Below are 21,290 nucleotides of genomic sequence, written 5' to 3'. Positions count from 1 at the left end.
CACCATGCCCCTCAAACCGCTGCCAGAGTCCGAAATCCACGCGCTGATGCGCGCCGAGCATGGCGACCCGTTCGCCGTGCTCGGCCCGCACGAGACGCCCGAGGGCCTGGTCGTGCGCGCACTGCTGCCCGGCGCGCAGCACGTGGCGGTGGTGCATTCGCGCACCGGCTGGCCGCTGTCGATACTCACGCGCCATCCCGAATCCGACCTCTTCAGCGGCCTCGTGCCGGCCGCCGAGGCGCGCATGGGCTATTCCTTCCAGGTCGACTGGGACACCCACACCTCGCGGCTCGAAGACCCCTACCGCTTTCCGTTCGTGCTCGGCGAGACCGACGTGTGGCTGCTGGCCGAGGGCACGCACCTGCGTCCGTGGGAGCGGCTGGGCGCGCACCTGCGCGAGATCGACGGCGTGAAGGGCGTGGCCTTCGCGGTCTGGGCGCCGAACGCGAGGCGCGTGTCGGTGGTCGGCAGCTTCAACAACTGGGACGGCCGGCGCCACATGATGCGGCTGCGCCGCGAGTGCGGCGTGTGGGAGATCTTCGCGCCGCACGTGTCCGTGGGCGACAGCTACGAGTTCGAGGTCCTGTCGGCGCAAGGCGAGGTGCTGCGCAAGGCCGACCCCTTCGCCTTCTCGGCGCAGTTGCGCCCCGACACCGCCTGCGTCGTGCAGCCCCTGCCCGCGCCGGTGAAGATGCCCGAGGGCCGTGCCGCCGCCAACGGACGCGACGCGCCCATCAGCATCTACGAGGTGCACCTGGGCTCCTGGCGCCGGAAGAACGGACACGAGTGGCTGGACTACCGGGAGCTGGCCGACACCCTCGTGCCGTACGCGCGCGACATGGGCTTCACGCACATCGAGCTGCTGCCCGTGAGCGAGCACCCCTTCGACGGCTCGTGGGGCTACCAGCCCATCGGCCTCTACGCACCGACCTCGCGCTTCGGGACGCCAGGCGACTTCCGACATTTCGTCGAGGCGGCGCACGCGGCCGGGCTGGGCGTGATCCTCGACTGGGTGCCCGCGCACTTCCCCACCGACGCCCACGGCCTGGGCCGATTCGACGGCACCGCGCTGTACGAGTACGCCGATCCGCGGGAAGGCTTCCACAACGACTGGCAGACGCTGATCTTCAACTACGCGCGCACGGAGGTCCGCAACTACCTCGTCGGCAATGCGCTGTACTGGCTGGAGCGCTACGGCGTCGACGGCCTGCGCGTCGATGCCGTGGCTTCCATGCTCTATCGCGACTACAGCCGCAAGTCGGGCGAGTGGATTCCCAACGCACTCGGCGGCCGCGAGAATCTGGAAGCCATCGAATTCCTGCGCCGCATGAACCGCGTGGTAGGTGTCGAGCGGCCCGGCGCGGTGACCATCGCCGAGGAATCGACCAGCTTTCCCGGCGTGACCCGCCCGCCCGAAGACGGCGGCCTGGGCTTCCACTACAAGTGGAACATGGGCTGGATGAACGACACGCTGGCATATGCCGGCACCGATCCGGTCTACCGCAAGCATCACCACCGGCAGATCACTTTTGGCCTGATGTACGCGCACAGCGAGAGCTTCGTGCTGCCGCTGTCGCACGACGAAGTGGTGCACGGCAAGGGCTCGATGATCGGGCGCATGCCGGGCGACGAATGGCAGAAGTTCGCGGGGTTGCGCAACCTGTATGGGTACCTCTGGGCCTATCCGGGGAAGAAGCTGCTGTTCATGGGTGGAGAGTTTGCGCAGTACGCGGAGTGGAATGCGGATCGCAGCCTGGATTGGCATCTGCTGGAGCATGCGTCGCACCAGGGGGTTCGACGGCTGGTGCGGGACCTGAACAACGTTTATCGGCACTTTCCGGCGTTGCATGAGCTCGACCATGAGGGGCGGGGGTTCGAGTGGGTTGTGCATGACGACTCGGATCAGTCGGTGTTTGCTTTTGTGCGGCGGGCTCGTGACGGGGCATTCGTTGTCGTGGTTTGCAACTTCACGCCTGTGCCTCGGATGGGGTATCGGTTGGGGGTGCCTTCTGCCGGGTCCTACCGGGAGGTCATCAATACGGATGGGGCGGTTTATGGGGGTAGTGGTGTGGGGAACGGGGTTGTTGAAAGCTCTCCTGTTGCGTGGCATGGGAAGGCGGATTCGGTTTTGATCGATCTGCCTCCGTTGGGTACCTTGATGTGGGTGCTGGTTTGATTTTTGGGTTGAGTTGCTTTCCGGGGGCGGGGCTCGGGCCGGCGGGCGACTCATTGCGCTGGCTTTGCCTGAGTGAGACGCTGTTGGGTGGTTGCTTCCCGAGGCCGGGTCTCGGCCCGGCGGCCGACCTACTTTTCTTTGCTTCGCCAAAGAAACGTAGGCAAAAGAAAGGCGACCCTACTGTCTGCGTCCCTTCGCTTCGCTACGGGCAACCTGCGGTGCTCGACGTAGGAGGGGGTCCGCAGAACTCGCTCCACTTCGTTGCGCTCAAACAGCTGCGGCCCTTATCCCTCCTACGTCTGCGCTCCTCGGCGCAGCCAGAAGGGAGCGCCCCGCGCCGTCGCTTCGCTCGGCTTTGGGAACAGCCTGGACTGGCCTTCGCTTCGCTCGGCCCTGGATGCAGGGTCAGAACTGGTCTTGACAGCGCCAACCGCGCCCACAAGTCCAACACCCCCGCCGCCCTATTCCAAGCCCAGCAGGCGCGAGGCGCCTGCTGGGCACCCGCGGCCGAGCGAAGCAAAGGCCCGTACGTCTCCCCTCCCCTCTGGCTGCGCCGAGGAGCGCAGCGTTTCGCGGATAAGGGCTCGCAGCTGTTTGAGCGAAGCGAGTTCTGCGAGACCCCGCGAAACGCGAGCACCGCAGGTTGCCCCGGAGCGAAGCGCAGGGGTCGCAGACAGTGGGGTCGCCTTTCTTTTGCCTACTTTTCTTTGGCGAAGCAAAGAAAAGTAGGTCGCCTGCCGGGGCGAGTCCCGGCCTCGGGAAGCAACAGCCCTGAGGAGCCAACAGCATGCTGAGCCCAGGCAAGCCCTACCCCTTAGGCGCAACCGCGTCACAACAAGGCGTCAACTTCGCTATCGCAGCTCCGACGGCAGAAGCCGTAGACCTCTGCATCTTCGACGCCACAGGCAAAAACGAACAACAACGCCTGAGCCTGAAAGAACAAACAGACGGCATCTGGCACGCCCACCTCCCCAGCGGCAAGCCAGGCCTCATCTACGCCTACCGAGTCCACGGCCCTTGGAATCCGAAAACAGGCCACCGCTTCAACCCATCGAAGCTCCTCCTCGACCCCTACGCCCGCGAAATCACAGGCACCTACGACGGCAGCGACCTCTTCCTCGGCCACGACCCCGCGAACCCGGAAAAAAGAGACCCCCGAGACAACGCAGCAGTCGCCCTCAAGGCCCGGGTAGCAACCCCTCCAGCCCCAGCAGCAACCGCAGGCCACGCCCGCATCGCACCAGGCGACCGCGTCCTCTACGAACTCCACGTCAAGGGCCAGACCAAGCTCAACCCCGCGGTCCCCGCACCGCTGCGCGGCACCTACGCCGGCCTCGCCGAGCCCGCCTTGCTCGACCACCTCCAGCGCCTGGGCGTCACCACCCTGAGCCTCATGCCCGTGCAGCACCGTGCCGACGAGCCCCGCCTGCTGCGCATGGGCCTGAGCAACTACTGGGGCTACAACACCATCGGCTGGTTCGCACCCGAGGCGCGCTACTGGAGCGGCCGCCCCGGCACCACGCCCGCAAGCGAGTTCCGCGCGATGGCCGACGCGATCCACGCGCGCGGCATGGAGCTGGTGATCGACGTGGTCTACAACCACAGCGCCGAGAGCGACGAGCTCGGCCCGACGTTGTCGATGCGCGGCATCGACAACGCGCTCTACTACCACCTGCGCGAAGACGACCGCTCGCTCTACGAGAACTGGGCCGGCACCGGCAACTGCCTGAACCTCGGCGAGCCGCGCGTGCTGCAGCTGGTGATGGACAGCCTGCGCTTCTGGGCCTGCGAGATGGGCGTCGACGGCTTCCGCTTCGATCTCGCCCCTGTCCTCGGGCGCGCCGACGCGCAGCGCGGCTTCGATCCGCGCGCGCCCTTCTTCGCCGCCATCGCGCAGGACCCGGTGCTGTCGCGCACGCTGCTGATCGCCGAGCCCTGGGACATCGGCCCCGGCGGCTACCGCCTCGGCGGGTTCCCGCCGGGCTGGCTCGAATGGAACGACCGCTACCGCGACACGCAGCGCGGCTTCTGGCTGCGGCAGGCGCATGCCGATGACCGCGCCGGCCTGGGCGACTTCGCGCATCGCTTCACGGCCTCCAGCACCGAGTTCGCGCACCATGGCCGCGCGCCGACGGCGAGCGTCAACTTCATCACCGCGCACGACGGCTTCACGCTGCGCGACCTGGTGAGCTACGACGAGCGCCACAACCTCGCCAACGGCGAGGGCAACCGCGACGGCCACGCCCACAACCTGGGCAACAACTGCGGCGTCGAGGGCCCGAGCGACGCCCCTGCGGTGCTGGCGCTGCGCACCCGCCTGCGGCGCGCGCTGCTCGCCACGCTGATGCTGTCGCAGGGCACGCCGATGCTGCTGGCCGGCGACGAGCTCGGCCACAGCCAGCAGGGCAACAACAACGCCTACTGCCAGGACAACGAGACAACCTGGCTCGCGTGGATCGGCACCTCCGCGCCCGGCGGCGACGCGGCGCGCATGAGCGCCTTCATCGCGCGCCTCGCCGCGCTGCGCCGCGAGGCCCCCGCCCTGCGCAGCACGCGCTGGTGGCCGGCCGAGCCGCCGCCCGGAGCCTCGTCCACCGGCATCCGCTGGCTGCGCCCCGACGGCGAGCCGATGTCGCCCGCCGACTGGAGCACGGGCACGGCCCTTGCAATCCACTTCGGCCATGCAGAAGAAGAAAAAGGCGGCGATGGAAGCTCATGGCTGGTGATGGTGAACGCGGGCCCCGAAGCCGTGTCGTTCACGCTGCCGGCGGGCGCGTGGCGCCTTTGCCTGTCCAGCGATCCCGAAAGCGATCCGGACAACGCGGAGGGCCAGGCGCTGGCCGATGCGCTGCAGGTGCCTTTCTCGAGCATCGGGATTGCAAGATCGTAGAAGCCAGCCGCACGGCGCGGTGCTAGTCTCGATGCAGAAACTCTGACGGCGTAAGGCGTAAATCTGACGGCGTATCCGACGGCGCATTCCGGCCAGCCAACATACCAACGAACGGAGACTTCAGGATGGACAACCCCACACCGCAAGCGCAGCAACTACCGCAGCCACCACAACAGCAGGAGCTGCAGGCCCATCAACTGGTGCGCCGCACCATCGCGCTGGTGCTGGCCGGCGGGCGCGGCTCCCGCCTCAAGCAGCTGACCGACCGGCGCGCCAAGCCGGCGGTGTACTTCGGCGGCAAGTTCCGCATCATCGATTTCGCGCTGTCCAACTGCCTGAATTCGGGCATCCGGCGCATGGCGGTGGTCACGCAGTACAAGTCGCACTCGCTCATGCGCCACCTGCAGCGCGGCTGGAGCTTCCTGCGCGCGGAGCTCAACGAGATGGTCGACGTGCTGCCCGCGCAGCAGCGCGTGGGCGACGAGCACTGGTACCGCGGCACAGCCGACGCGGTGTTCCAGAACCTGGACATCATCCAGACCCGATCCACCAAACACGACTACGTGGTGGTGCTGGCCGGCGACCACATCTACAAGATGGACTACTCGCTGATGGTGAAGGACCACGCCGAGCACGGCCTGGGCTGCACGGTCGGCTGCATCGAGGTGCCGCGCATGGAGGCCACGGCCTTCGGCGTGATGGCCGTGGACGACGGCCGCCAGATCACCGACTTCCTCGAGAAGCCCGCCGACCCGCCCGCCATGCCCGGCAAGCCCGACATCGCACTGGCGAGCATGGGCATCTACGTGTTCGACTCCGAGTACCTCTACCAGCTGCTGGAAGAAGACAACGCCAACCCGAATTCGAGCCACGACTTCGGCAAGGACATCATTCCCCGCGCCGTGGCCCAGGGCCGCGCGCTGGCCCACCCGTTCGGCATGTCCTGCGTCACGCGGGCCTCGCGCGGACCCGAGGCCAAGACCTACTGGCGCGACGTGGGCACGATTGATGCATTCTGGGCAGCCAACCTCGACCTGGCCTCCATCACCCCGGAACTCGACATCTATGACACGGACTGGCCCATCTGGACCTACCAGCGGCAGCTGCCGCCGGCCAAGTTCGTGCTCGACCGCAACGGCCAGCACGGCATGACGGTCAACACCATCGTCTCGGGCGGCTGCATCGTCTCGGGCTCCAAGGTGAGCAGCTCGGTGCTGTTCTCGGGCGTGCGCGTGCATTCCTTCTGCGAGATCAACGAGGCCGTGCTGCTGCCCGACGTGGAAGTCGGCCGCGGCGCGCGGCTGAACCGCGTGGTGATCGACCGCGCCTGCGTCATCCCCGAGGACATGGTCATCGGCGAAGACGCCGAGGCGGACGCCGCGCGCTTCGAGCGCACCGAGAACGGCGTGGTGCTGGTCACCCGCGAGATGCTCAAACGGTTGGCTGCAGCCTGATCCCCCCACGATGCGAATCCTCCAGGTCAGCGCAGAACTCTTTCCCCTCCTCAAGACCGGCGGACTGGCGGACATCGCCGGCGCCCTGCCCCTGGCGCTCATTGCCGAAGGGCAGGACGCGCGCGTGCTGCTGCCGGGCTTTCCGGCCATCGTGGCCGGCGTTCGCGAGCTCGCGCCGGTGGCCGCCTTCGAGGCGCCCTGGGGCGAAGGCTTCGGCTTGCGGCTCGGGCACATCGACATCGACGGCACGCCGGGCATCCCGGCCTACGTGATCGATGCGCCGGCGCTCTACGGCCGGCCCGGCAACCCCTACGAGGACATCTCGCGCCAGCCCTACGGCGACAACCACCGCCGCTTCGCGCTGCTCGGCTGGGCGGCGGCGCAGCTGGCGCAGGGGCTCGATCCGCAGTGGCAGCCCGAGGTGGTGCATGCGCACGACTGGCACGCCGCGCTCGCGCCGGCCTACCTGCACTTCGCGCGGCAGGCCGGCGGTCCGCGCGTGGGCAGCGTCTTCACCGTGCACAACCTGGCCTACCAGGGCATCTTCGCGCCGTGGCACTTTCCGGAGCTGGGCCTGCCCGGCTCGGCATTCCAGATGAACGGCCTCGAATACCACGGCCAGGTCTCGTTCATGAAGGGCGGCCTGTACTTCGCCGACCGGCTCACCACCGTGAGCCCGACCTACGCGCTGGAGATCCAGACGCCCGAGCAGGGCTGCGGGCTCGACGGCCTGCTGCGCCAGCGCAGCGCGGTCTTGAGCGGCATCCTCAACGCGGTCGACGACAAGGTCTGGAACCCCGCCACGGACACGGCGCTGATCCAGGGCTATCACACGCCCGAAGGCCGCCACATGGCCGGCAAGGCACGATGCAAGTCGGTGCTGCAGCACCAGCTGGGGCTGGCCGAGCGGCCGGACGCGCCGCTCTTCATCGTCGTGAGCCGGCTCACCGAGCAGAAGGGCCTGCACCTGGTGCTCGGCGGGCTCGACGCGCTGCTCGCCCAGGGCGGCCAGCTCGCGCTGCTGGGCAGCGGCGAGGCCTGGCTGGAGGAAGCCTTCCGCCAGCGTGCGGCGGCCTCGCCGCAGTCGGTGGCCGTGACCATCGGCTACAACGAGACGCTGGCCCACCAGATGTTCGGCGCCGGCGACGTGACGCTGGTGCCCTCGCTCTTCGAGCCCTGCGGCCTCACGCAGATGTACGGCCTCAAGTACGGCGCCCTGCCACTGGTGCGCCGCGTGGGCGGGTTGGCCGACACGGTGGTCGACAGCTCGCTGGAAGACCTGGCCAGCGGCGAGGCCACCGGCTTCGTGTTCGACCGCTTCGAAGTGGCCGACTACGAACGCGCCGTACGCCGCGCCTTCGCCCTCCACGAGCGCGCGCCCGACTGGCGCCGCGTGCGCGGCAACGCCATGCGCCGTCCGGCCGACTGGGCCACGGCGGCGGCGCAGTACATCGATGTCTACCGCCAGAGCATCCAGCAATAGATGAACAACCCGGGAGCGTTCCCATGACGATCAAAGACTTCGCCTACGACCACCCTGACCGCGACGTCGCGGCCTTCAAGCGCGCCGTGGCCAACAAGCTGATCTACGCGGTCGGCAAGGACCCGGTCGCCGCCAGCCAGGACGACTGGCTCAACGCCACCTCGCAGGCGGTGCGCGACCAGTTGGTCGAGCGCTGGATGATGACCACGCGCGCCAACTACGCGCAGGACCTCAAGCGCGTCTACTACCTGTCGATGGAGTTCCTGATCGGGCGCACCTTCACCAATGCGCTGCTGGCGGTGGACCTGTACGACACCGTGCGCGAGGCGCTGGCCGACTTCGGCGTGGACATGGCGGCCTTGTCCGAGCGCGAGCCCGATGCGGCGCTGGGCAACGGCGGCCTGGGGCGGCTGGCCGCCTGCTTCCTCGATTCGATGGCCACGCTGGGCGTGCCGGGCATGGGCTACGGCATCCGCTACGAGTACGGCATGTTCCGCCAGCGCATCGTCGACGGCCAGCAGGTGGAAACGCCCGACTACTGGCTCACGCGCGGCAACCCGTGGGAGTTCCAGCGGCCCGAGGTGAACTACCGCGTGCGCTTCGGCGGCCACGTGCAGAAGCGCGAGGGCGCCAACGTGCCGAGCGGCGCGGCCGACTGGGTCGACACGCACGACGTGCTGGCGGTGGCCTACGACACCATCATCCCCGGCTACGGCACGCAGGCCACCAACACGCTGCGGCTGTGGTCGGCGCGCGCCACGGAGGAAATCGACCTCTCGGCCTTCAACCGCGGCAACTACATGCAGGCGGTGGAGAGCAAGAACCACTCCGAGAACGTCTCGCGCGTGCTCTACCCCGACGACTCCACGCCCTCGGGCCGCGAGCTGCGGCTGCACCAGGAGTACTTCTTCTGCAGCGCCAGCGTGCAGGACCTGCTGCGCCGCTACCTGCGCAACCACAAGACCTTCGACCAGCTTTCGGAAAAGGTCAGCATCCACCTGAACGACACGCACCCGGTGCTGGCGGTGCCCGAGCTCATGCGCCTCCTGCTCGACGAGCACGGCCTCGCGTGGGACGTGGCCTGGGCGCACACGCAGAAGGTGTTCAGCTACACCAACCACACGCTGATGCACGAGGCGCTGGAGACCTGGCCGGTGGAGATGCTGGGGCGCATCCTGCCGAGGCACCTGCAGATCATCTACGACATCAACGCGAAGTTCCTTGCCACGGTGACGCAGAAGGTGGGCAACGACGTGGAGCTGATGCGCCGCCTCTCGCTGGTCGACGAGGCCGGCGAACGGCGCGTGCGCATGGCCTACGTGGCGGTGCTCGCGAGCCATTCGGTCAACGGCGTGTCGGGGCTGCATTCGGAGCTGATGAAGCAGTCGATCTTCTCGGACTTCGCGAAGATCTTTCCCGAGCGCTTCAACAACAAGACCAACGGCGTCACGCCCAGGCGCTGGCTGGCGCAGGCCAACCCGCCGCTGGCGGCGCTGCTCGACCAGCGCATCGGCAAGGGCTGGAGGCGCGACCTCTCGCAGCTGGAGGCGCTCAAGCCCATGGCCTCGCAGCCGGCCTTCGTGCGCGCCTTCCGCCACGCCAAGCGCGAGAACAAGCTGCGGCTGGCCAACTGGGTGGAGCAGCACCTGAAGATCGACATCGACACGGACGCGATGTTCGACGTGCAGGTCAAGCGCATCCACGAATACAAGCGGCAGCTGCTCAACGTGCTGCACGTGGTGACGCGCTACCACCGCATCCTCGACGCGCAGGCCGCGGGCACGGCCATCGACATGGTGCCGCGCGTGGTGGTGTTTGCGGGCAAGGCGGCGTCGGCCTATGCGATGGCCAAGCTGGTCATCAGGCTCATCAACGACGTGGCCGCCACCATCAACGCCGACGCGCGCGTGGGCAAGCTGCTGAAGGTGGTGTTCCTGCCGAACTACAGCGTGAGCCTGGCGGAGATCATCATGCCGGCGGCCGACCTGTCGGAGCAGATCTCCACGGCGGGCACGGAAGCGTCGGGCACCGGCAACATGAAGTTCGCGCTCAACGGCGCGCTCACCATCGGCACGCTGGACGGCGCGAACGTGGAAATGCGCGAGAGCGTGGAGCCCGAGAACATCTTCATCTTCGGCAACACCACGCCCGAGGTGGCCGACATCCGCGCACGCGGCTACCAGCCGCGCGAGATCTACGAGGAGAACGCCGAGCTCAAGCGCGTGCTGGACGCGATCCGCGACGGCGCCTTCTCCCCGGGCGAACCGTCGCGCTACCAGGGCATCTACGACGCGCTGGTGAACTGGGGCGACCACTACCTGCTGCTGGCCGACTACGCGAGCTACGTGGCGAAGCAGGCGGAGGTCGACGCGCTGTACCGCGATTCGGACGCGTGGACGCGCAAGGCGATCCTCAACGTGGCGGGGATGGGGGTGTTCTCGTCGGACCGCACCATCGCGCAGTACGCGCACGAGATCTGGCACACAAAGCCAGTGGTGCTGGGCTGAGCGCTCCCGCATTTCTCCCTCCCCCGCTGGGGGAGGGCAGGGGTGGGGGCAAGCGGCGCTCATCAGGGACGCTCTGCCCGCCCCTATCCCAACCTTCCCCCAGAGGGGGAAGGAGCAAGGCAATTCAGCGCGGTTTTTGCTGCGCTGGCTCGGCTTCCGTCACGAACCCGATGCGGCTCAGCCCCGCCTTGTTCGCGATGCCCATCAAGGCCACCACCTTGCCATAAGGCACGGTCTGGTCCGCACGCAGCTGCACCTCGGTGTCCTTGCTGTCGGCGGCAGCCTTCTCGAGCTGCTGCGCCAGTTCCTCATCGGTCACGGCCTTGTCGTTGAGGAAGACCTTGCCCGAGGCGTCAACCGACAGGCTCACGAACTTGGGCGCGTCGTTGGGCTGGCCGGCGTCGGTCTGCGGCAGATCGAGCTTGATCGAGCTGGCCATCAGCGGCGCGGTGATGATGAAGATCACCAGCAGCACCAGCATCACGTCGACCAGCGGCGTGACGTTGATGTCGGACAGCGGCCGCTGCGCGCCCGCACCCATGGCGCGCCCGCCGCCGCCGGTGGCGCTGCCCAGTGATGTGCGACCGAAGGCCATGATGAATGCCGGCCGTTCTATGTGCTCAAACCGGCATCGGCCGCGCGGGCGGCGGCGCGACGGGAGCAGGCGGGGCGGCGAAGCTGCCCAGCAGGTCGTGCGCGAAGCCTTCTAGCTCGGCTTCGATGCGGCCGATGACGCGGCCGAAGACGTTGTAGGCCAGCACGGCCGGGATGGCCACGGCCAGGCCGAAGGCCGTCATGATGAGCGCCTCGCCCACCGGGCCCGCCACCTTGTCGATGGTGAAGCCGCCGGTCTGGCCGGCAATGCCCGTGAGTGCGCCATAGATGCCCCAGACCGTGCCCAGCAGCCCGACGAAGGGCGCGGTGGCGCCGACGGTGGCCAGCAGGATCTGCCCCGCCTGCAGCCGGCGCAGCGCACCGTGCAGGGCGTCGCGCAGCACGCGCGTGAGGCGCTGGTTGCGGTCGACCGTGGCGCCCAGCGTGCCGGCCGGCTCGCCCGCGGCGACGCCCCGGATGGCCGAGACGGCGGGCGACACCAGCGTCGCGCGGTCGAAGGCCTTGAGCTTCTGCTCGGCGTCGGCCAGCGTGGACGACTGCCAGAACGCCGCGATGCTGCGCAGCACGTCGCGTGTGCCGCCGCGCAGCAGCCACGCCTTCCAGAGGATGATGACCCAGCTCGCGATCGACATCGCGAGCAGCAGCGCGGCCACCGAACGGCTGACGCCGTCACCGTGGGCCAGCAGTTCGAGCACGCTCATCGGCGGTCCTTGGTGGGTGCCGCGCGGTCAGCGAAGACCGAGCACGTCGTACATGTCGAACAGGCCCGCGCGCTGCCCGGCCAGGAAGCGCACCGCGCGCAGGCTGCCCTGCGCGTAGGTGACGCGGCTCGACGACTTGTGGGTGATCTCGATGCGCTCGCCGGTGCCGGCGAACAGCACGGTGTGGTCACCCACGATGTCGCCGCCGCGGATGGCCGAGAAGCCGATGGTGGACGGGTCGCGCTCGCCGGTGATGCCTTCGCGGGCGTACACCGCGCAGTCCTTGAGGTCGCGGCCCAGCGCGTCGGCGATGACCTCGCCCATCTTGAGCGCGGTGCCCGAGGGCGCGTCGACCTTGTGGCGGTGGTGCGCCTCGATGATCTCGATGTCGTAGCCCGTCGCCATGGCCTTGGCCGCCATCTCGAGCAGCTTGAAGGTGACGTTGACGCCCACGCTCATGTTGGGCGCCATCATGATCGCGATGTCCTTGGCGATCTCGGCGATCTCGGCCTTCTGCGCGTCGCTGAAGCCGGTGGTGCCGATGACGGCCTGCACGCCCAGTTCGCGGCAGACCGCGAGGTGCGCGAGCGTGCCTTCGGGGCGGGTGAAGTCGATGAGCACCTGCGCATCCTTCAGGCCGGCGCGCAGGTCGGACACGATGGACACGCCGCTGTCGAAGCCCAGGAAGGCGCCGGCATCGGTGCCAAGGGCCGGGCTGCCGGCGATGTCGAGGGCGCCGGCCAGGCGCAGGTCGGGCGCGTTGCGCACGGCCTCGATCAGCATGTGGCCCATGCGGCCCGAAGCCCCGGCGATGGCGACGCGGCGCGGCGCGGAGGCGGAATTGGCGGAGGGGGTGGAGGTGGATTCGGTCACGCTGGTTCAGTCTTCGGGAATTTCGAAACGGCCAATGGCATGCATGGACACGGAACGGACGCCGCCCGACTGGCGGGCGCCGCCCGCAGCCGCCGATGCTCCTGCGCGCTCAGCGCGCGGCTTCGAGCGGGGGGTAGGCGGCCGGCAGCGGCGGCAGGGAAGCCGACGTCGCGTCCTTGGAGGCACCGGCTTTCTTCTCGTCGTCCTTGGGCGCGTATTTCTTGAGCTCGTCTTCCGAGGCTTCGAGCGCGGGCACCTTGCCGGATTTCTTGCGGGTATCGAGCGTGGCGACGAATTCTTCCTCGCTGGGCATCTCGTCGCCCTCGAAGCGGTCCATGATCTCGCCGTTGAAGTACACCGTCAGGCGGCGCTCCTGCGGCTCGACGCCCTGGCGGCGGATGGTGAAGACGTAGTCCCAGCGGTTGGCATGGAACACGTCGTTCAGCAGCGAGGTCCCGAGGATTTCACGCACCTGCTGGCGGGACATGCCCGGCTTGAGCGCCGCGACCTGTTCCTTCGACACGAAATTGCCCTGAACCACCTCGACTTTGTAGGGGGTTACGGCGGCCAGCGCGCCACGCGTGCGTTCGGTGAAACCGCTGCAGGCACCGAGGCCGAGCGTTGCCGCGACGGCGACAGCCAGCAGCCAGGGCCGGCGTTGGAAGTTGGCAGGCATGGGAGGAAAAGGGGGTAGCGATATGATCGGCCATTGTAGCGGCTGGCCTTTTCGGGGCCTTTCGCCGCGGCCCCGCCAGGGGCGCAGGAACCAACATGGCCAACATCGACGAACTCAAGAACACCGGCCTCAAGGCCACCCTGCCCCGCCTGAAGATCCTGGAGATCTTCCAGACCGGCAGCCAGCGGCACATGACGGCGGAAGACGTGTTCCGCGTGCTGCTCAACGAACACTCCGACATCGGCCTGGCCACGGTTTACCGGGTGCTCACCCAGTTCGAGCAGGCCGGCATCCTGGAGCGCAGCCACTTCGAAAGCGGCAAGGCGGTCTACGAGCTGAACGAAGGCACCCACCACGACCACCTGATCTGCACCTCCTGCGGCAAGGTCGAGGAGTTCTACGACGCCGAGATCGAGCGCCGCCAGCAGATGATCGCCAAGGACAAGGGCTGGATCCTGCAGGATCACGCCATGTCGCTTTACGGTTTGTGTGGAGACTGCGCCAAGAAGCGCTGATACATACCGAAGCAGGAAACGCGGCCCCGGAGGCGGCCGCATCCGACGAGTCGATCAATCCCCGTCGCGGGAGTTTTCCATCGCCTTGTGGTGCCGCGCCACGAAGTCGGCATACGTGTCGATGCCGCGCAGCTGCAGGATCGAATTTCGCACCGCGGCCTCCACCAGCACGGCGATGTTGCGCCCGGCCACCACCTGGATGATGACCTTGCGCACCGGGATGCCCAGCACGTCCTGCGTGAGCGGCGCCGATGGCATGCGCTCGTAGTCGCGCTCGAAGCTGTCGCGCCGCACCAGGTGCACGATGAGCTTGAGCCGCATCTTCCGGCGCACCGCCGTCTCGCCGAAGATCGCGCGGATATCCAGCAGGCCGATGCCGCGCACTTCCAGCAGGTTCAGCAGCAGGTCGGGGCAGCGGCCCTCGATGGTGTTCTGGTTGATGCGGTAGAGGTCGACCGCATCGTCGGCCACGAGGCCGTTGCCGCGCGAGATCAACTCAAGCCCCAGCTCGCTCTTGCCCAGGCCCGACTCGCCCGTGATCATCACGCCCATGCCCAGGATGTCCATGAACACGCCGTGCATCGAGGTGCGCTCGGCGAAGTGCTTGGACAGGTAGGCGCGCAGCAGGTCGATCACGAAGGCCGACGACTCGCGCGTCGCGAAGAGCGGCAGCTGGGCGCGCTCGCAGATCGACAGCAGCTCGTCGGGCGCGGCCTGGCCGTCGGCCAGCACCAGCATCGGCGGCTCCAGCGTGACGATGCGGGCGATGCGCCGCGCGCAGTCTTCCTCGCTGCCGCGCGTGAGGTAAGCCACCTCGCGGGCGCCGAGGATCTGCACGCGGTACGGGTGGATGTAGTTGAGGTAGCCGACCAGGTCGGCGGCCGACTGGGCGCGGCTGATGACCTCGGGATCGAACTGGCGCTCCGACGCGCCCAGCCCCGCGAGCCATTCCCAGCGGAGCGAGCCACGGAACTCCTCGAACATGGCATCGGCGCTGATGACGGTCGGCTTCATGCGTTCAGGAGACGGCGCGCAGGCGCCGGCTTTGCGGTGGAATGAGGGAAGAAGGAGCCGCGCAGCTTATCAGCAGCCGCGCGCGCCAACGCATGCGCTCAGGCGACCTGCGTGGATTGCCAGCCGGCGATCAGGTCGTGCAGGGCCGTGGCGTCGGTGCTGGACTTGATCTGCTCGCGCAGGCTGGCGTCGCTCAGCAGCTCGGCGATTTCGGAGAGGATTTCGAGATGCTTCTGCGTGGCCGCTTCGGGCACCAGCAGGAAGATCAGCAATGCGACGGGTTGCTCGTCGGGGGCGTCGAAGCCGATGGGGTTGGCCAGCTGGAACACAGCGGCCATCGGCGACTTGAGGCCCTTGATGCGGCCATGCGGAATGGCAACGCCGTGGCCCAGGCCGGTGGAGCCGAGGCGCTCGCGCGCGAACAGGCTGTCGGTGATGAGGGCACGGCCCAGACCGTGAAGGCTTTCGAACAGCAGGCCGGCTTCTTCGAAAGCACGTTTCTTGCTGGTAGCGTCAACGCTCACAAGCACTTGAGCGGGCGGCAGGATGGACGCGAGTCGATTCATGGTGGGTGCAGAGCGGGGGCGATTATGCACCCGCTTGGTAAAAACCCCCAGTCCCCCTATTTACTTTCTGTCTACACGTTGCCTGAAGGCCTCGCGCTCCTCTCTGGACGCCTGCCAAAAACCCTAGTGCAACAGTCGGAAAAAGAAAAGGCCGCCCCGGAGGCGGCCTTCGATGCGAGCCCGGGGGCTCCTACATCACGCGCTTGGGCGCAGCGTGATGGTGGTCCTGCAGGCGGTCCTTGTGGCGCACCACCTGGCGGTCGAGCTTGTCGACCAGTTCATCGACCGCAGCGTAGAGATCAGCGTGGCTCGACTCCGCGAACATGTCATTGCCCTTGACGTGGATGTTGCATTCCGCCCTTTGGCGGCGTTCCTTTTCCTTCTGCTTTTCCACCGTGAGGATCACCTTCACATCGACCACCTGGTCGAAATGTCGGATGACCCGGTCCAGCTTGCTCGTGACGTAGGTGCGCAAGGCAGGTGTGACGTCGAGGTGATGACCGCTGATCGTCAAATTCATGAATGACCTCCTGGAATTGACGGTTGGGGAAATGGCCGCCCCGCGGAATGCGGCTTGGCCGGCGAAACGAAACGGGAGTTCTCTCTGGGGGTCTTGAGAAAGAAGAAAAGAGGGGGTGGGAAGAGATGAGAAAGAGGGGAAGGTCGATTCACTATGCCCAAGCTGTCACGGTATTGCAATACCTGAGTTGCCCGGGGTTTTGCCGCTTCGTAAGCAGCTTTTCACACGCTAGCGAATCGATAGCTGCGGGCACGCGCGGGACTGGCGATGCCGCGATTTGGAAACAAGTGTTTCAGTGCCGGCGAGCCGGTGACCATGCCGGCACAAGGGCCTGCCCATGCCGTCCCCAACTCAGCGCCAGGCGGCCCGCATCCTGTTGCGCAGGTCGATCACCGAACTGGGCGGCGGCACCGCCGGCGGCCGCTCCGGCGGGGGCGGCCAGGTCTGCTGCTCGAAGCCTTCCAGGTCGGCATCGGCGATGAAGCGCGTGCGGTTGGCATACAGGTGCCGGTCGCCCCGCGCCGCCTGCTGCGTGATGTGGAAGCGCTGCGGCACCAGCAGGTGAAGGTGGTCGCGCGCCCGGGTCATTGCCACGTAGAGCAGGCGCCGCTCCTCTTCCAGCTCATGCGCGCTCTGGGCCACGTCGGCCGGCAGGCAGCCGTCGACCACGTTGAGCACGTGCACCGAATTCCATTCCTGACCCTTGGCCGAATGGATGGTGGAGAGGATCAGGTAGTCCTCGTCGAGCAGCGGCGGCCCCGGGCGGTCGCTCGTGGCTTCGGGCGGATCGAGCGTGAGTTCGGTAAGAAAACGTTCGCGCGAGGCATACCCTGCCGCGAGGCGCGCGAGTTGCTCCACGTCGGCGCGCCGCACGCCGGAGGTGTCCTCGTACAGGCGCTTCAGGTGCGGCAGGTACCAGTCCATCGCCAGTTCGACGTCGGCGGGCCACCTGAGCCCCGGCGCGCGCAGGGCGGCATAGGCTTCGACGAAGTCGGCCCATTGCGCGCGGGCGGCCGAAGGCGGCACGAAGTCGCGCACGGCCGCGGCCGGGTCGGCGGCCTGCTCCATCGCGTCGAGCAGGCGTGCGCTGGTGGCGGGGCCGATGCCCGGTATCAGCTGCGTCACGCGGAACCCCGCCATGCGCCCGCGCGGGTTCTGCGCGAAGCGCAGCACCGCGAGCAGGTCCTTCACGTGCGAGGCCTCCAGGAACTTGAGCCCGCCGAACTTCACGAACGGGATGTTGCGACGCGCCAGCTCGAGTTCGAGCGCCGCGCTGTGAGAAGAGGTGCGGAACAGCACCGCCTGCGACTTCAGCGCCAGCCCGCCCTCGCGGTGCGCCAGCACCTTGTCGGCCACCCAGCGCGCCTGCCCCGCCTCGTCGGGCACGAGCACCAGCAGCGGCTTGCCGGCCGAGGGCTTGTCGGTCCACAGCGTCTTGGCATGCCGCTCGGCGGCCTGCGCGATGACGCGGTTCGACACGTCGAGGATCGGCTGCGTCGAGCGGTAGTTACGCTCCAGTGTGACCACGCGCGCGTCCTGCGTGAACTGCGAGGGAAAGTCGAGGATGTTGCGCACCGTGGCGCCGCGGAATGAGTAGATCGACTGCGCGTCGTCCCCCACCACCGTCACGCCTCGTCCGTCGGGCTTGAGCGCCAGCAGGATCGCCGCCTGGAGCAGGTTGGTGTCCTGGTATTCGTCGACCAGCACATGGTCGAAGCGCGCGCCGATGTGCGCGGCCAGCGCGGGCTCGGCCGCCATCTCGGCCCAGTAGAGCAGCAGGTCGTCGTAGTCGAGCACGTTCTGCCGCTGCTTGGCCTCGACGTACGCGCCGAACAGCTTCTTCAGCTCGGCCTCCCACTCGCCGCACCAGGGAAAGGCTTCCTTCAGCACGTCGGCCAGCGGCGCGCGGGTGTTCACGCAGCGCGAATAGATCGACAGGCAGGTGCCCTTGCGCGGAAAGCGGTTGACGGTGGAAGACAGCCCGAGTTCATGGCGCACCAGCCCCATCAGGTCTTCGGCGTCGCCGCGGTCGTGGATGGTGAAGTTCTCGTCGAGTCCGATCTGCGGTGCGTACTCGCGCAGCAGCCTCGCGCCGATGCCATGGAAGGTGCCCGCCCACGGCAGCGCGGGCGGCGCCTCCGACTTCAGCCCGAGCACCTGCGCCAGCACCCGGCCGGCGCGGCGCTCCATTTCCTGTGCGGCGCGGCGCGAGAAGGTCAGCAGCAGCAGGCGCTGCGGATCGACCCCGCCGGCGATGAGGGTTGCGACGCGGTGCGCCAGCGTGCTGGTCTTGCCCGAGCCGGCGCCCGCGATGACCAGCAGCGGCCGCTCGTCGCGCCCCGTGGTGGCGGCGCTCACGCCGTGCTCGACCGCGGCGCGCTGCGCCTCGTTGAGCGAGGCGAGCGCATCGGCCAGGCGTTCGGCCTGGGTCTTCGGCACGGGTGGAAAAACGGGGAGCGCAGTGGTCTGCATGGCGCACGACTTTACTGTATGCCCGTCCAGTCCGGCCACCCTGGCTACATGTGGCCGGTGACATAATCGCGCCTCGCTGCAACCCGGAGATTTTTCCAATGGAAACCGCCCCGTCTCGGCAGCTTTCAACTCCCTTTCGCTGACGTTTCTTTCGCGCTTGCCGCGCGCGTCGGGCCGGGGAATTGAAAGCGCCCCCTCCCTCGCCCATCGTCCAGTCAGTCATTCCCGGGAGTGAGCCCCATGCTCAACATCTTCACGCTCGCCAACGGCCGCCTCGTCCAGGAAGAGATCGAGGCCCTCGAAGAGCTCTCCAAGTTCCAGCCGATCTGGGTCGACCTCGAATCGCCCACGCTCGAGGAAAAGCGCTGGATCAAGCAGTACTACGGCCTGTCCATTCCCGAAGACGCGATGGACGAGGACATCGAGGAGTCCGCGCGCTTCTACGAGGAAGACAACGGCGAGCTGCACATCCGCTCCGACTTCCTGATCGACGACGACGAGGCCCCGCGCACCGTGCGCGTCGCCTTCATCCTCAACCAGCACAACACCGACCTGCGCAGCCGCGGCGTGCTGTTCTCGATCCACGACGAGGACGTGCCCGTGTTCCGCCTGCTGCGCATGCGCGCGCGCCGCGCGCCGGGGCTGATCGAGGACGCCAAGGAAGTCATGCTCAAGCTCTTCGACGCCGACGCCGAATACTCGGCCGACTCGCTGGAGAACATCTACGACGAGCTCGAGGCCGCCAGCAAGAAGGTGCTGTCGGGCAACGTCAGCGACGAGCTGGCCGGCGAGGTGCTCGGCGCCATCGCGCGGCAGGAAGACCTGAACGGGCGCATCCGCCGCAACGTGATGGACACGCGCCGCGCCGTCAGCTTCATGATGCGCAGCAAGATGCTCAACGCCGAGCAGTTCGAGGAAGCGCGCCAGATCCTGCGCGACATCGAGTCGCTGGACAACCACACGGCCTTCCTCTTCGACAAGATCAACTTCCTGATGGATGCGACCGTCGGTTTCATCAACATCAACCAGAACAAGACCATCAAGATCTTCTCGGTGGCCAGCGTGGCGCTGCTGCCGCCGACGCTGATCGCCAGCATCTACGGCATGAACTTCAAGTTCATGCCCGAGCTCGACTGGGCCATGGGCTACCCCTATGCCATCGTGCTGATGGCGGCCAGCGCGCTGGTGCCGATGTGGTACTTCCGCCGGCGCGGCTGGCTGAAGTAGGAAGAAGAGAAGAAGCGCCGCGCGGCCGGTGCTAGAGTGGCCGGCAGCAAGCGCTGACCTGGAGAGCCACAGTGCGCAGAATCCGCTTCCTCACCAACCGCCACCGCGCGCCGTCGACCAACATCGCGCTGGGCCTGCTGCTGGCCTTCAATGCCGGCGCAATCAACGCGGGCGGCTTCCTCGTCCTGCACATGTACACCTCGCACATGACGGGCTTCGCCTCGCAGCTGGCCGACGGCATGGTGCTGGGCAACGTCAAGCTGCTGCTGAATGCGCTGGGCGCGATCCTGGCCTTCCTGAGCGGCGCCGCCGTCTGCGCGGTGCTCGTGAACTGGGGCCGCCAGCACCGCATGCACGGGGTGTACGCCCTGCCGCTGATGCTGGAGGCGGCGCTGATGTTTCCCTTCGGGCTCATGGGCGCCATCACGCTGACCTGGGCGACGCCCTTCGCGGTGCCGCTCACCGTGCTGCTGCTGTCCTTCATCATGGGGCTGCAGAACGCGGTGGCGTCCAAGACATCGGGCGGCAGCATCCGCACCACGCACATGACCGGCAACATCACCGACATGGGCATCGAGATCGGCAAGATGCTCTACTGGAACCGCCGCCCGAAGTCGGCACCGGCGCCGATCCTGCCCGTGCGCCACGACCGCAGCCGCATGCGCCGCGCGGGCGGGCTGGTCGGCATGTTCGTGCTCGGCGGCGCGGTGGGCGCGCTGGGCTTCAAGTACGTGGGTTTCGTGTGCGTGGTGCCGTTGGCGGCGCTGCTGCTGGCGCTGTCGATCCCGCCGCTGCTGCGCGATATCCCGCGCCGCCGCACGCCCTCGCTCGGCTGAATTCAGCCGAGTTCCGCCGGCAGCGAAGCGAGCCACGCATCGACGAGCGCGAGGCTGTAGCGGCTCGCGACCGAAACGACGAAGCGCGAGAAATCACCGTGCGCGGCATCGTCGGCCCGGTCGGAGATCGTGCGCATCGCCGCGAAGGGCACGCCGTAGTCGTGGCACACCTGCGCGACCGAGGCGCCCTCCATCTCGACCGCGAGCGCATCGGGCAAGGCGCGCTGCAGCGCCGCGCTCTCGGCGGTGGTCGAGACGAAGCGGTCGCCGCTCACCAGCAGGCCGCGATGCACCTTCGGCGAACGAAGGCCGAACTCGTCGATGGTCTCCTGCCCCACCAGGGCCATCGGATCGCGCAGCGTCTCTTCGGCAACGGCCGCCAGCGCGTCGGACATGGCAGCGTCGACAGCGAAGCGCGACAGCCCCATCAGCGGCACTTCGTACTTCGGAAAGATCGGCGAGGCGTCCAGGTCATGCTGCAGCAGTTGCGTCGCAACCACCACGTCGCCCACGTTCACGCCCGTCGCGAGCCCGCCCGCGACGCCGGTGAACACGATGGCCCGCGCGCCGAAGCGCTCCAGCAGCACCGTGGCCGTGATCGCCGCCGCGACCTTGCCGATGCGCGACAGCACCGCGACCACCGGCCGGCCATGCAAATGGCCCACCCAGAAGTCGCGGCCCGCAACGCGCACGCGCTGCTCGTCGGGCATCAGCGCGAGGAACGCGCCCAGCTCCTCGTGCATGGCCGCAACGATCGCGATGGGC

17 protein-coding genes are annotated in these 21,290 nt (G+C 67.8%); 8 read left to right on the top strand and 9 right to left on the bottom strand.

Annotated elements, in window-relative coordinates:
* Window positions 1-4 precede the first annotated feature (4 nt).
* The 5 genes from glgB to ACHMXA_RS06290 all read left to right on the top strand — a co-directional run bounded on the left by glgB (window position 5) and on the right by ACHMXA_RS06290 (window position 10,510).
* Window positions 5-2,176 carry a 1,4-alpha-glucan branching protein GlgB gene (gene glgB / locus ACHMXA_RS06310; RefSeq protein WP_395319390.1) on the top strand — a complete coding sequence of 724 codons (2,172 nt, stop codon included), beginning with the start codon at window positions 5-7 and terminating at the stop codon, window positions 2,174-2,176.
* 787 nt (window positions 2,177-2,963) lie between these two features.
* Window positions 2,964-5,066, top strand: a complete 2,103-nt coding sequence (gene glgX, locus ACHMXA_RS06305) for a glycogen debranching protein GlgX (RefSeq protein ID WP_395319388.1) — start codon at window positions 2,964-2,966, stop codon at window positions 5,064-5,066.
* 125 nt (window positions 5,067-5,191) lie between these two features.
* Window positions 5,192-6,520: a glucose-1-phosphate adenylyltransferase gene (gene glgC, locus ACHMXA_RS06300; protein ID WP_176665946.1), complete on the top strand. Its 1,329-nt coding sequence runs from the start codon at window positions 5,192-5,194 to the stop codon at window positions 6,518-6,520.
* Between the two features lie 10 nt (window positions 6,521-6,530).
* A complete protein-coding gene (gene glgA, locus ACHMXA_RS06295; RefSeq protein ID WP_395319386.1) occupies window positions 6,531-8,003 on the top strand; it encodes a glycogen synthase GlgA in 1,473 nt (490 codons plus the stop codon).
* A 23-nt stretch (window positions 8,004-8,026) separates the two neighbouring features.
* The gene (locus tag ACHMXA_RS06290) at window positions 8,027-10,510 is read left to right on the top strand and encodes a glycogen/starch/alpha-glucan phosphorylase (RefSeq protein WP_395319384.1); all 2,484 of its coding nucleotides are present in this window, start codon (window positions 8,027-8,029) and stop codon (window positions 10,508-10,510) included.
* Window positions 10,511-10,634: 124 nt separating this feature from the next.
* On the opposite strand, the gene ACHMXA_RS06285 is transcribed toward ACHMXA_RS06290, so the two are convergent.
* The 4 genes from ACHMXA_RS06285 to ACHMXA_RS06270 form a co-directional block, all read right to left on the bottom strand.
* The gene (locus ACHMXA_RS06285) at window positions 10,635-11,105 is read right to left on the bottom strand and encodes an ExbD/TolR family protein (RefSeq protein WP_395319382.1); all 471 of its coding nucleotides are present in this window, start codon (window positions 11,103-11,105) and stop codon (window positions 10,635-10,637) included.
* 25 nt (window positions 11,106-11,130) lie between these two features.
* Entirely contained in the window at window positions 11,131-11,826 is a 696-nt protein-coding gene (locus ACHMXA_RS06280; RefSeq protein WP_395319380.1) for a MotA/TolQ/ExbB proton channel family protein, read from the bottom strand.
* 27 nt (window positions 11,827-11,853) lie between these two features.
* On the bottom strand, window positions 11,854-12,699 hold the full coding sequence (dapB, locus tag ACHMXA_RS06275; RefSeq protein WP_176665939.1) for a 4-hydroxy-tetrahydrodipicolinate reductase: 846 nt from the start codon (window positions 12,697-12,699) through the stop codon (window positions 11,854-11,856).
* A gap of 109 nt (window positions 12,700-12,808) precedes the next feature.
* The gene (locus tag ACHMXA_RS06270) at window positions 12,809-13,375 is read right to left on the bottom strand and encodes an outer membrane protein assembly factor BamE (RefSeq protein WP_176665938.1); all 567 of its coding nucleotides are present in this window, start codon (window positions 13,373-13,375) and stop codon (window positions 12,809-12,811) included.
* Window positions 13,376-13,470: 95 nt separating this feature from the next.
* On the opposite strand from ACHMXA_RS06270, the gene fur reads away from it, so the two are divergent.
* On the top strand, window positions 13,471-13,890 hold the full coding sequence (gene fur / locus ACHMXA_RS06265) for a ferric iron uptake transcriptional regulator (RefSeq protein ID WP_019655576.1): 420 nt from the start codon (window positions 13,471-13,473) through the stop codon (window positions 13,888-13,890).
* Window positions 13,891-13,944: 54 nt separating this feature from the next.
* Here the strand turns inward: fur and hprK are convergent, their stop codons facing one another.
* From hprK to ACHMXA_RS06245, 4 genes are all read right to left on the bottom strand, one after another.
* Window positions 13,945-14,904: an HPr(Ser) kinase/phosphatase gene (hprK, locus tag ACHMXA_RS06260; protein WP_093203763.1), complete on the bottom strand. Its 960-nt coding sequence runs from the start codon at window positions 14,902-14,904 to the stop codon at window positions 13,945-13,947.
* Between the two features lie 98 nt (window positions 14,905-15,002).
* Window positions 15,003-15,470, bottom strand: coding sequence for a PTS sugar transporter subunit IIA (locus ACHMXA_RS06255; protein WP_019655574.1), 468 nt, complete (start codon window positions 15,468-15,470; stop codon window positions 15,003-15,005).
* Window positions 15,471-15,660: 190 nt separating this feature from the next.
* On the bottom strand, window positions 15,661-15,990 hold the full coding sequence (hpf, locus tag ACHMXA_RS06250; protein ID WP_125948955.1) for a ribosome hibernation-promoting factor, HPF/YfiA family: 330 nt from the start codon (window positions 15,988-15,990) through the stop codon (window positions 15,661-15,663).
* Between the two features lie 351 nt (window positions 15,991-16,341).
* On the bottom strand, window positions 16,342-18,462 hold the full coding sequence (locus tag ACHMXA_RS06245) for an ATP-dependent helicase (RefSeq protein WP_395319375.1): 2,121 nt from the start codon (window positions 18,460-18,462) through the stop codon (window positions 16,342-16,344).
* A 240-nt stretch (window positions 18,463-18,702) separates the two neighbouring features.
* On the opposite strand from ACHMXA_RS06245, the gene corA reads away from it, so the two are divergent.
* A complete protein-coding gene (corA, locus tag ACHMXA_RS06240; RefSeq protein WP_176665936.1) occupies window positions 18,703-19,689 on the top strand; it encodes a magnesium/cobalt transporter CorA in 987 nt (328 codons plus the stop codon).
* 71 nt (window positions 19,690-19,760) lie between these two features.
* Window positions 19,761-20,525: a YoaK family protein gene (locus ACHMXA_RS06235; RefSeq protein WP_395319372.1), complete on the top strand. Its 765-nt coding sequence runs from the start codon at window positions 19,761-19,763 to the stop codon at window positions 20,523-20,525.
* 2 nt (window positions 20,526-20,527) lie between these two features.
* Here the strand turns inward: ACHMXA_RS06235 and ACHMXA_RS06230 are convergent, their stop codons facing one another.
* The gene (locus ACHMXA_RS06230; protein WP_395321236.1) at window positions 20,528-21,268 is read right to left on the bottom strand and encodes a 5'-methylthioadenosine/adenosylhomocysteine nucleosidase; all 741 of its coding nucleotides are present in this window, start codon (window positions 21,266-21,268) and stop codon (window positions 20,528-20,530) included.
* Between the last annotated feature and the right edge of the window lie 22 nt (window positions 21,269-21,290).

The sequence above is a fragment of the Variovorax sp. UC74_104 genome, assembly GCF_044055375.1.
Lineage (GTDB): Bacteria > Pseudomonadota > Gammaproteobacteria > Burkholderiales > Burkholderiaceae_C > Variovorax.
This window is presented reverse-complemented; position numbering and strand designations above follow the sequence as displayed.

Coding starts and splice junctions, on each gene's coding strand:
- hprK (WP_093203763.1), bottom strand. CDS start 14,904: ATGAAGCCGACCGTCATCAGCGCCGATGCCATGTTCGAGGAGTTCCGT.
- glgC (WP_176665946.1), top strand. CDS start 5,192: ATGGACAACCCCACACCGCAAGCGCAGCAACTACCGCAGCCACCACAA.
- ACHMXA_RS06245 (WP_395319375.1), bottom strand. CDS start 18,462: ATGCAGACCACTGCGCTCCCCGTTTTTCCACCCGTGCCGAAGACCCAG.
- glgA (WP_395319386.1), top strand. CDS start 6,531: ATGCGAATCCTCCAGGTCAGCGCAGAACTCTTTCCCCTCCTCAAGACC.
- ACHMXA_RS06290 (WP_395319384.1), top strand. CDS start 8,027: ATGACGATCAAAGACTTCGCCTACGACCACCCTGACCGCGACGTCGCG.
- ACHMXA_RS06285 (WP_395319382.1), bottom strand. CDS start 11,105: ATGGCCTTCGGTCGCACATCACTGGGCAGCGCCACCGGCGGCGGCGGG.
- ACHMXA_RS06270 (WP_176665938.1), bottom strand. CDS start 13,375: ATGCCTGCCAACTTCCAACGCCGGCCCTGGCTGCTGGCTGTCGCCGTC.
- ACHMXA_RS06230 (WP_395321236.1), bottom strand. CDS start 21,268: ATGCACGAGGAGCTGGGCGCGTTCCTCGCGCTGATGCCCGACGAGCAG.
- ACHMXA_RS06280 (WP_395319380.1), bottom strand. CDS start 11,826: ATGAGCGTGCTCGAACTGCTGGCCCACGGTGACGGCGTCAGCCGTTCG.
- glgB (WP_395319390.1), top strand. CDS start 5: ATGCCCCTCAAACCGCTGCCAGAGTCCGAAATCCACGCGCTGATGCGC.
- hpf (WP_125948955.1), bottom strand. CDS start 15,990: ATGAATTTGACGATCAGCGGTCATCACCTCGACGTCACACCTGCCTTG.
- ACHMXA_RS06255 (WP_019655574.1), bottom strand. CDS start 15,470: ATGAATCGACTCGCGTCCATCCTGCCGCCCGCTCAAGTGCTTGTGAGC.
- fur (WP_019655576.1), top strand. CDS start 13,471: ATGGCCAACATCGACGAACTCAAGAACACCGGCCTCAAGGCCACCCTG.
- corA (WP_176665936.1), top strand. CDS start 18,703: ATGCTCAACATCTTCACGCTCGCCAACGGCCGCCTCGTCCAGGAAGAG.
- glgX (WP_395319388.1), top strand. CDS start 2,964: ATGCTGAGCCCAGGCAAGCCCTACCCCTTAGGCGCAACCGCGTCACAA.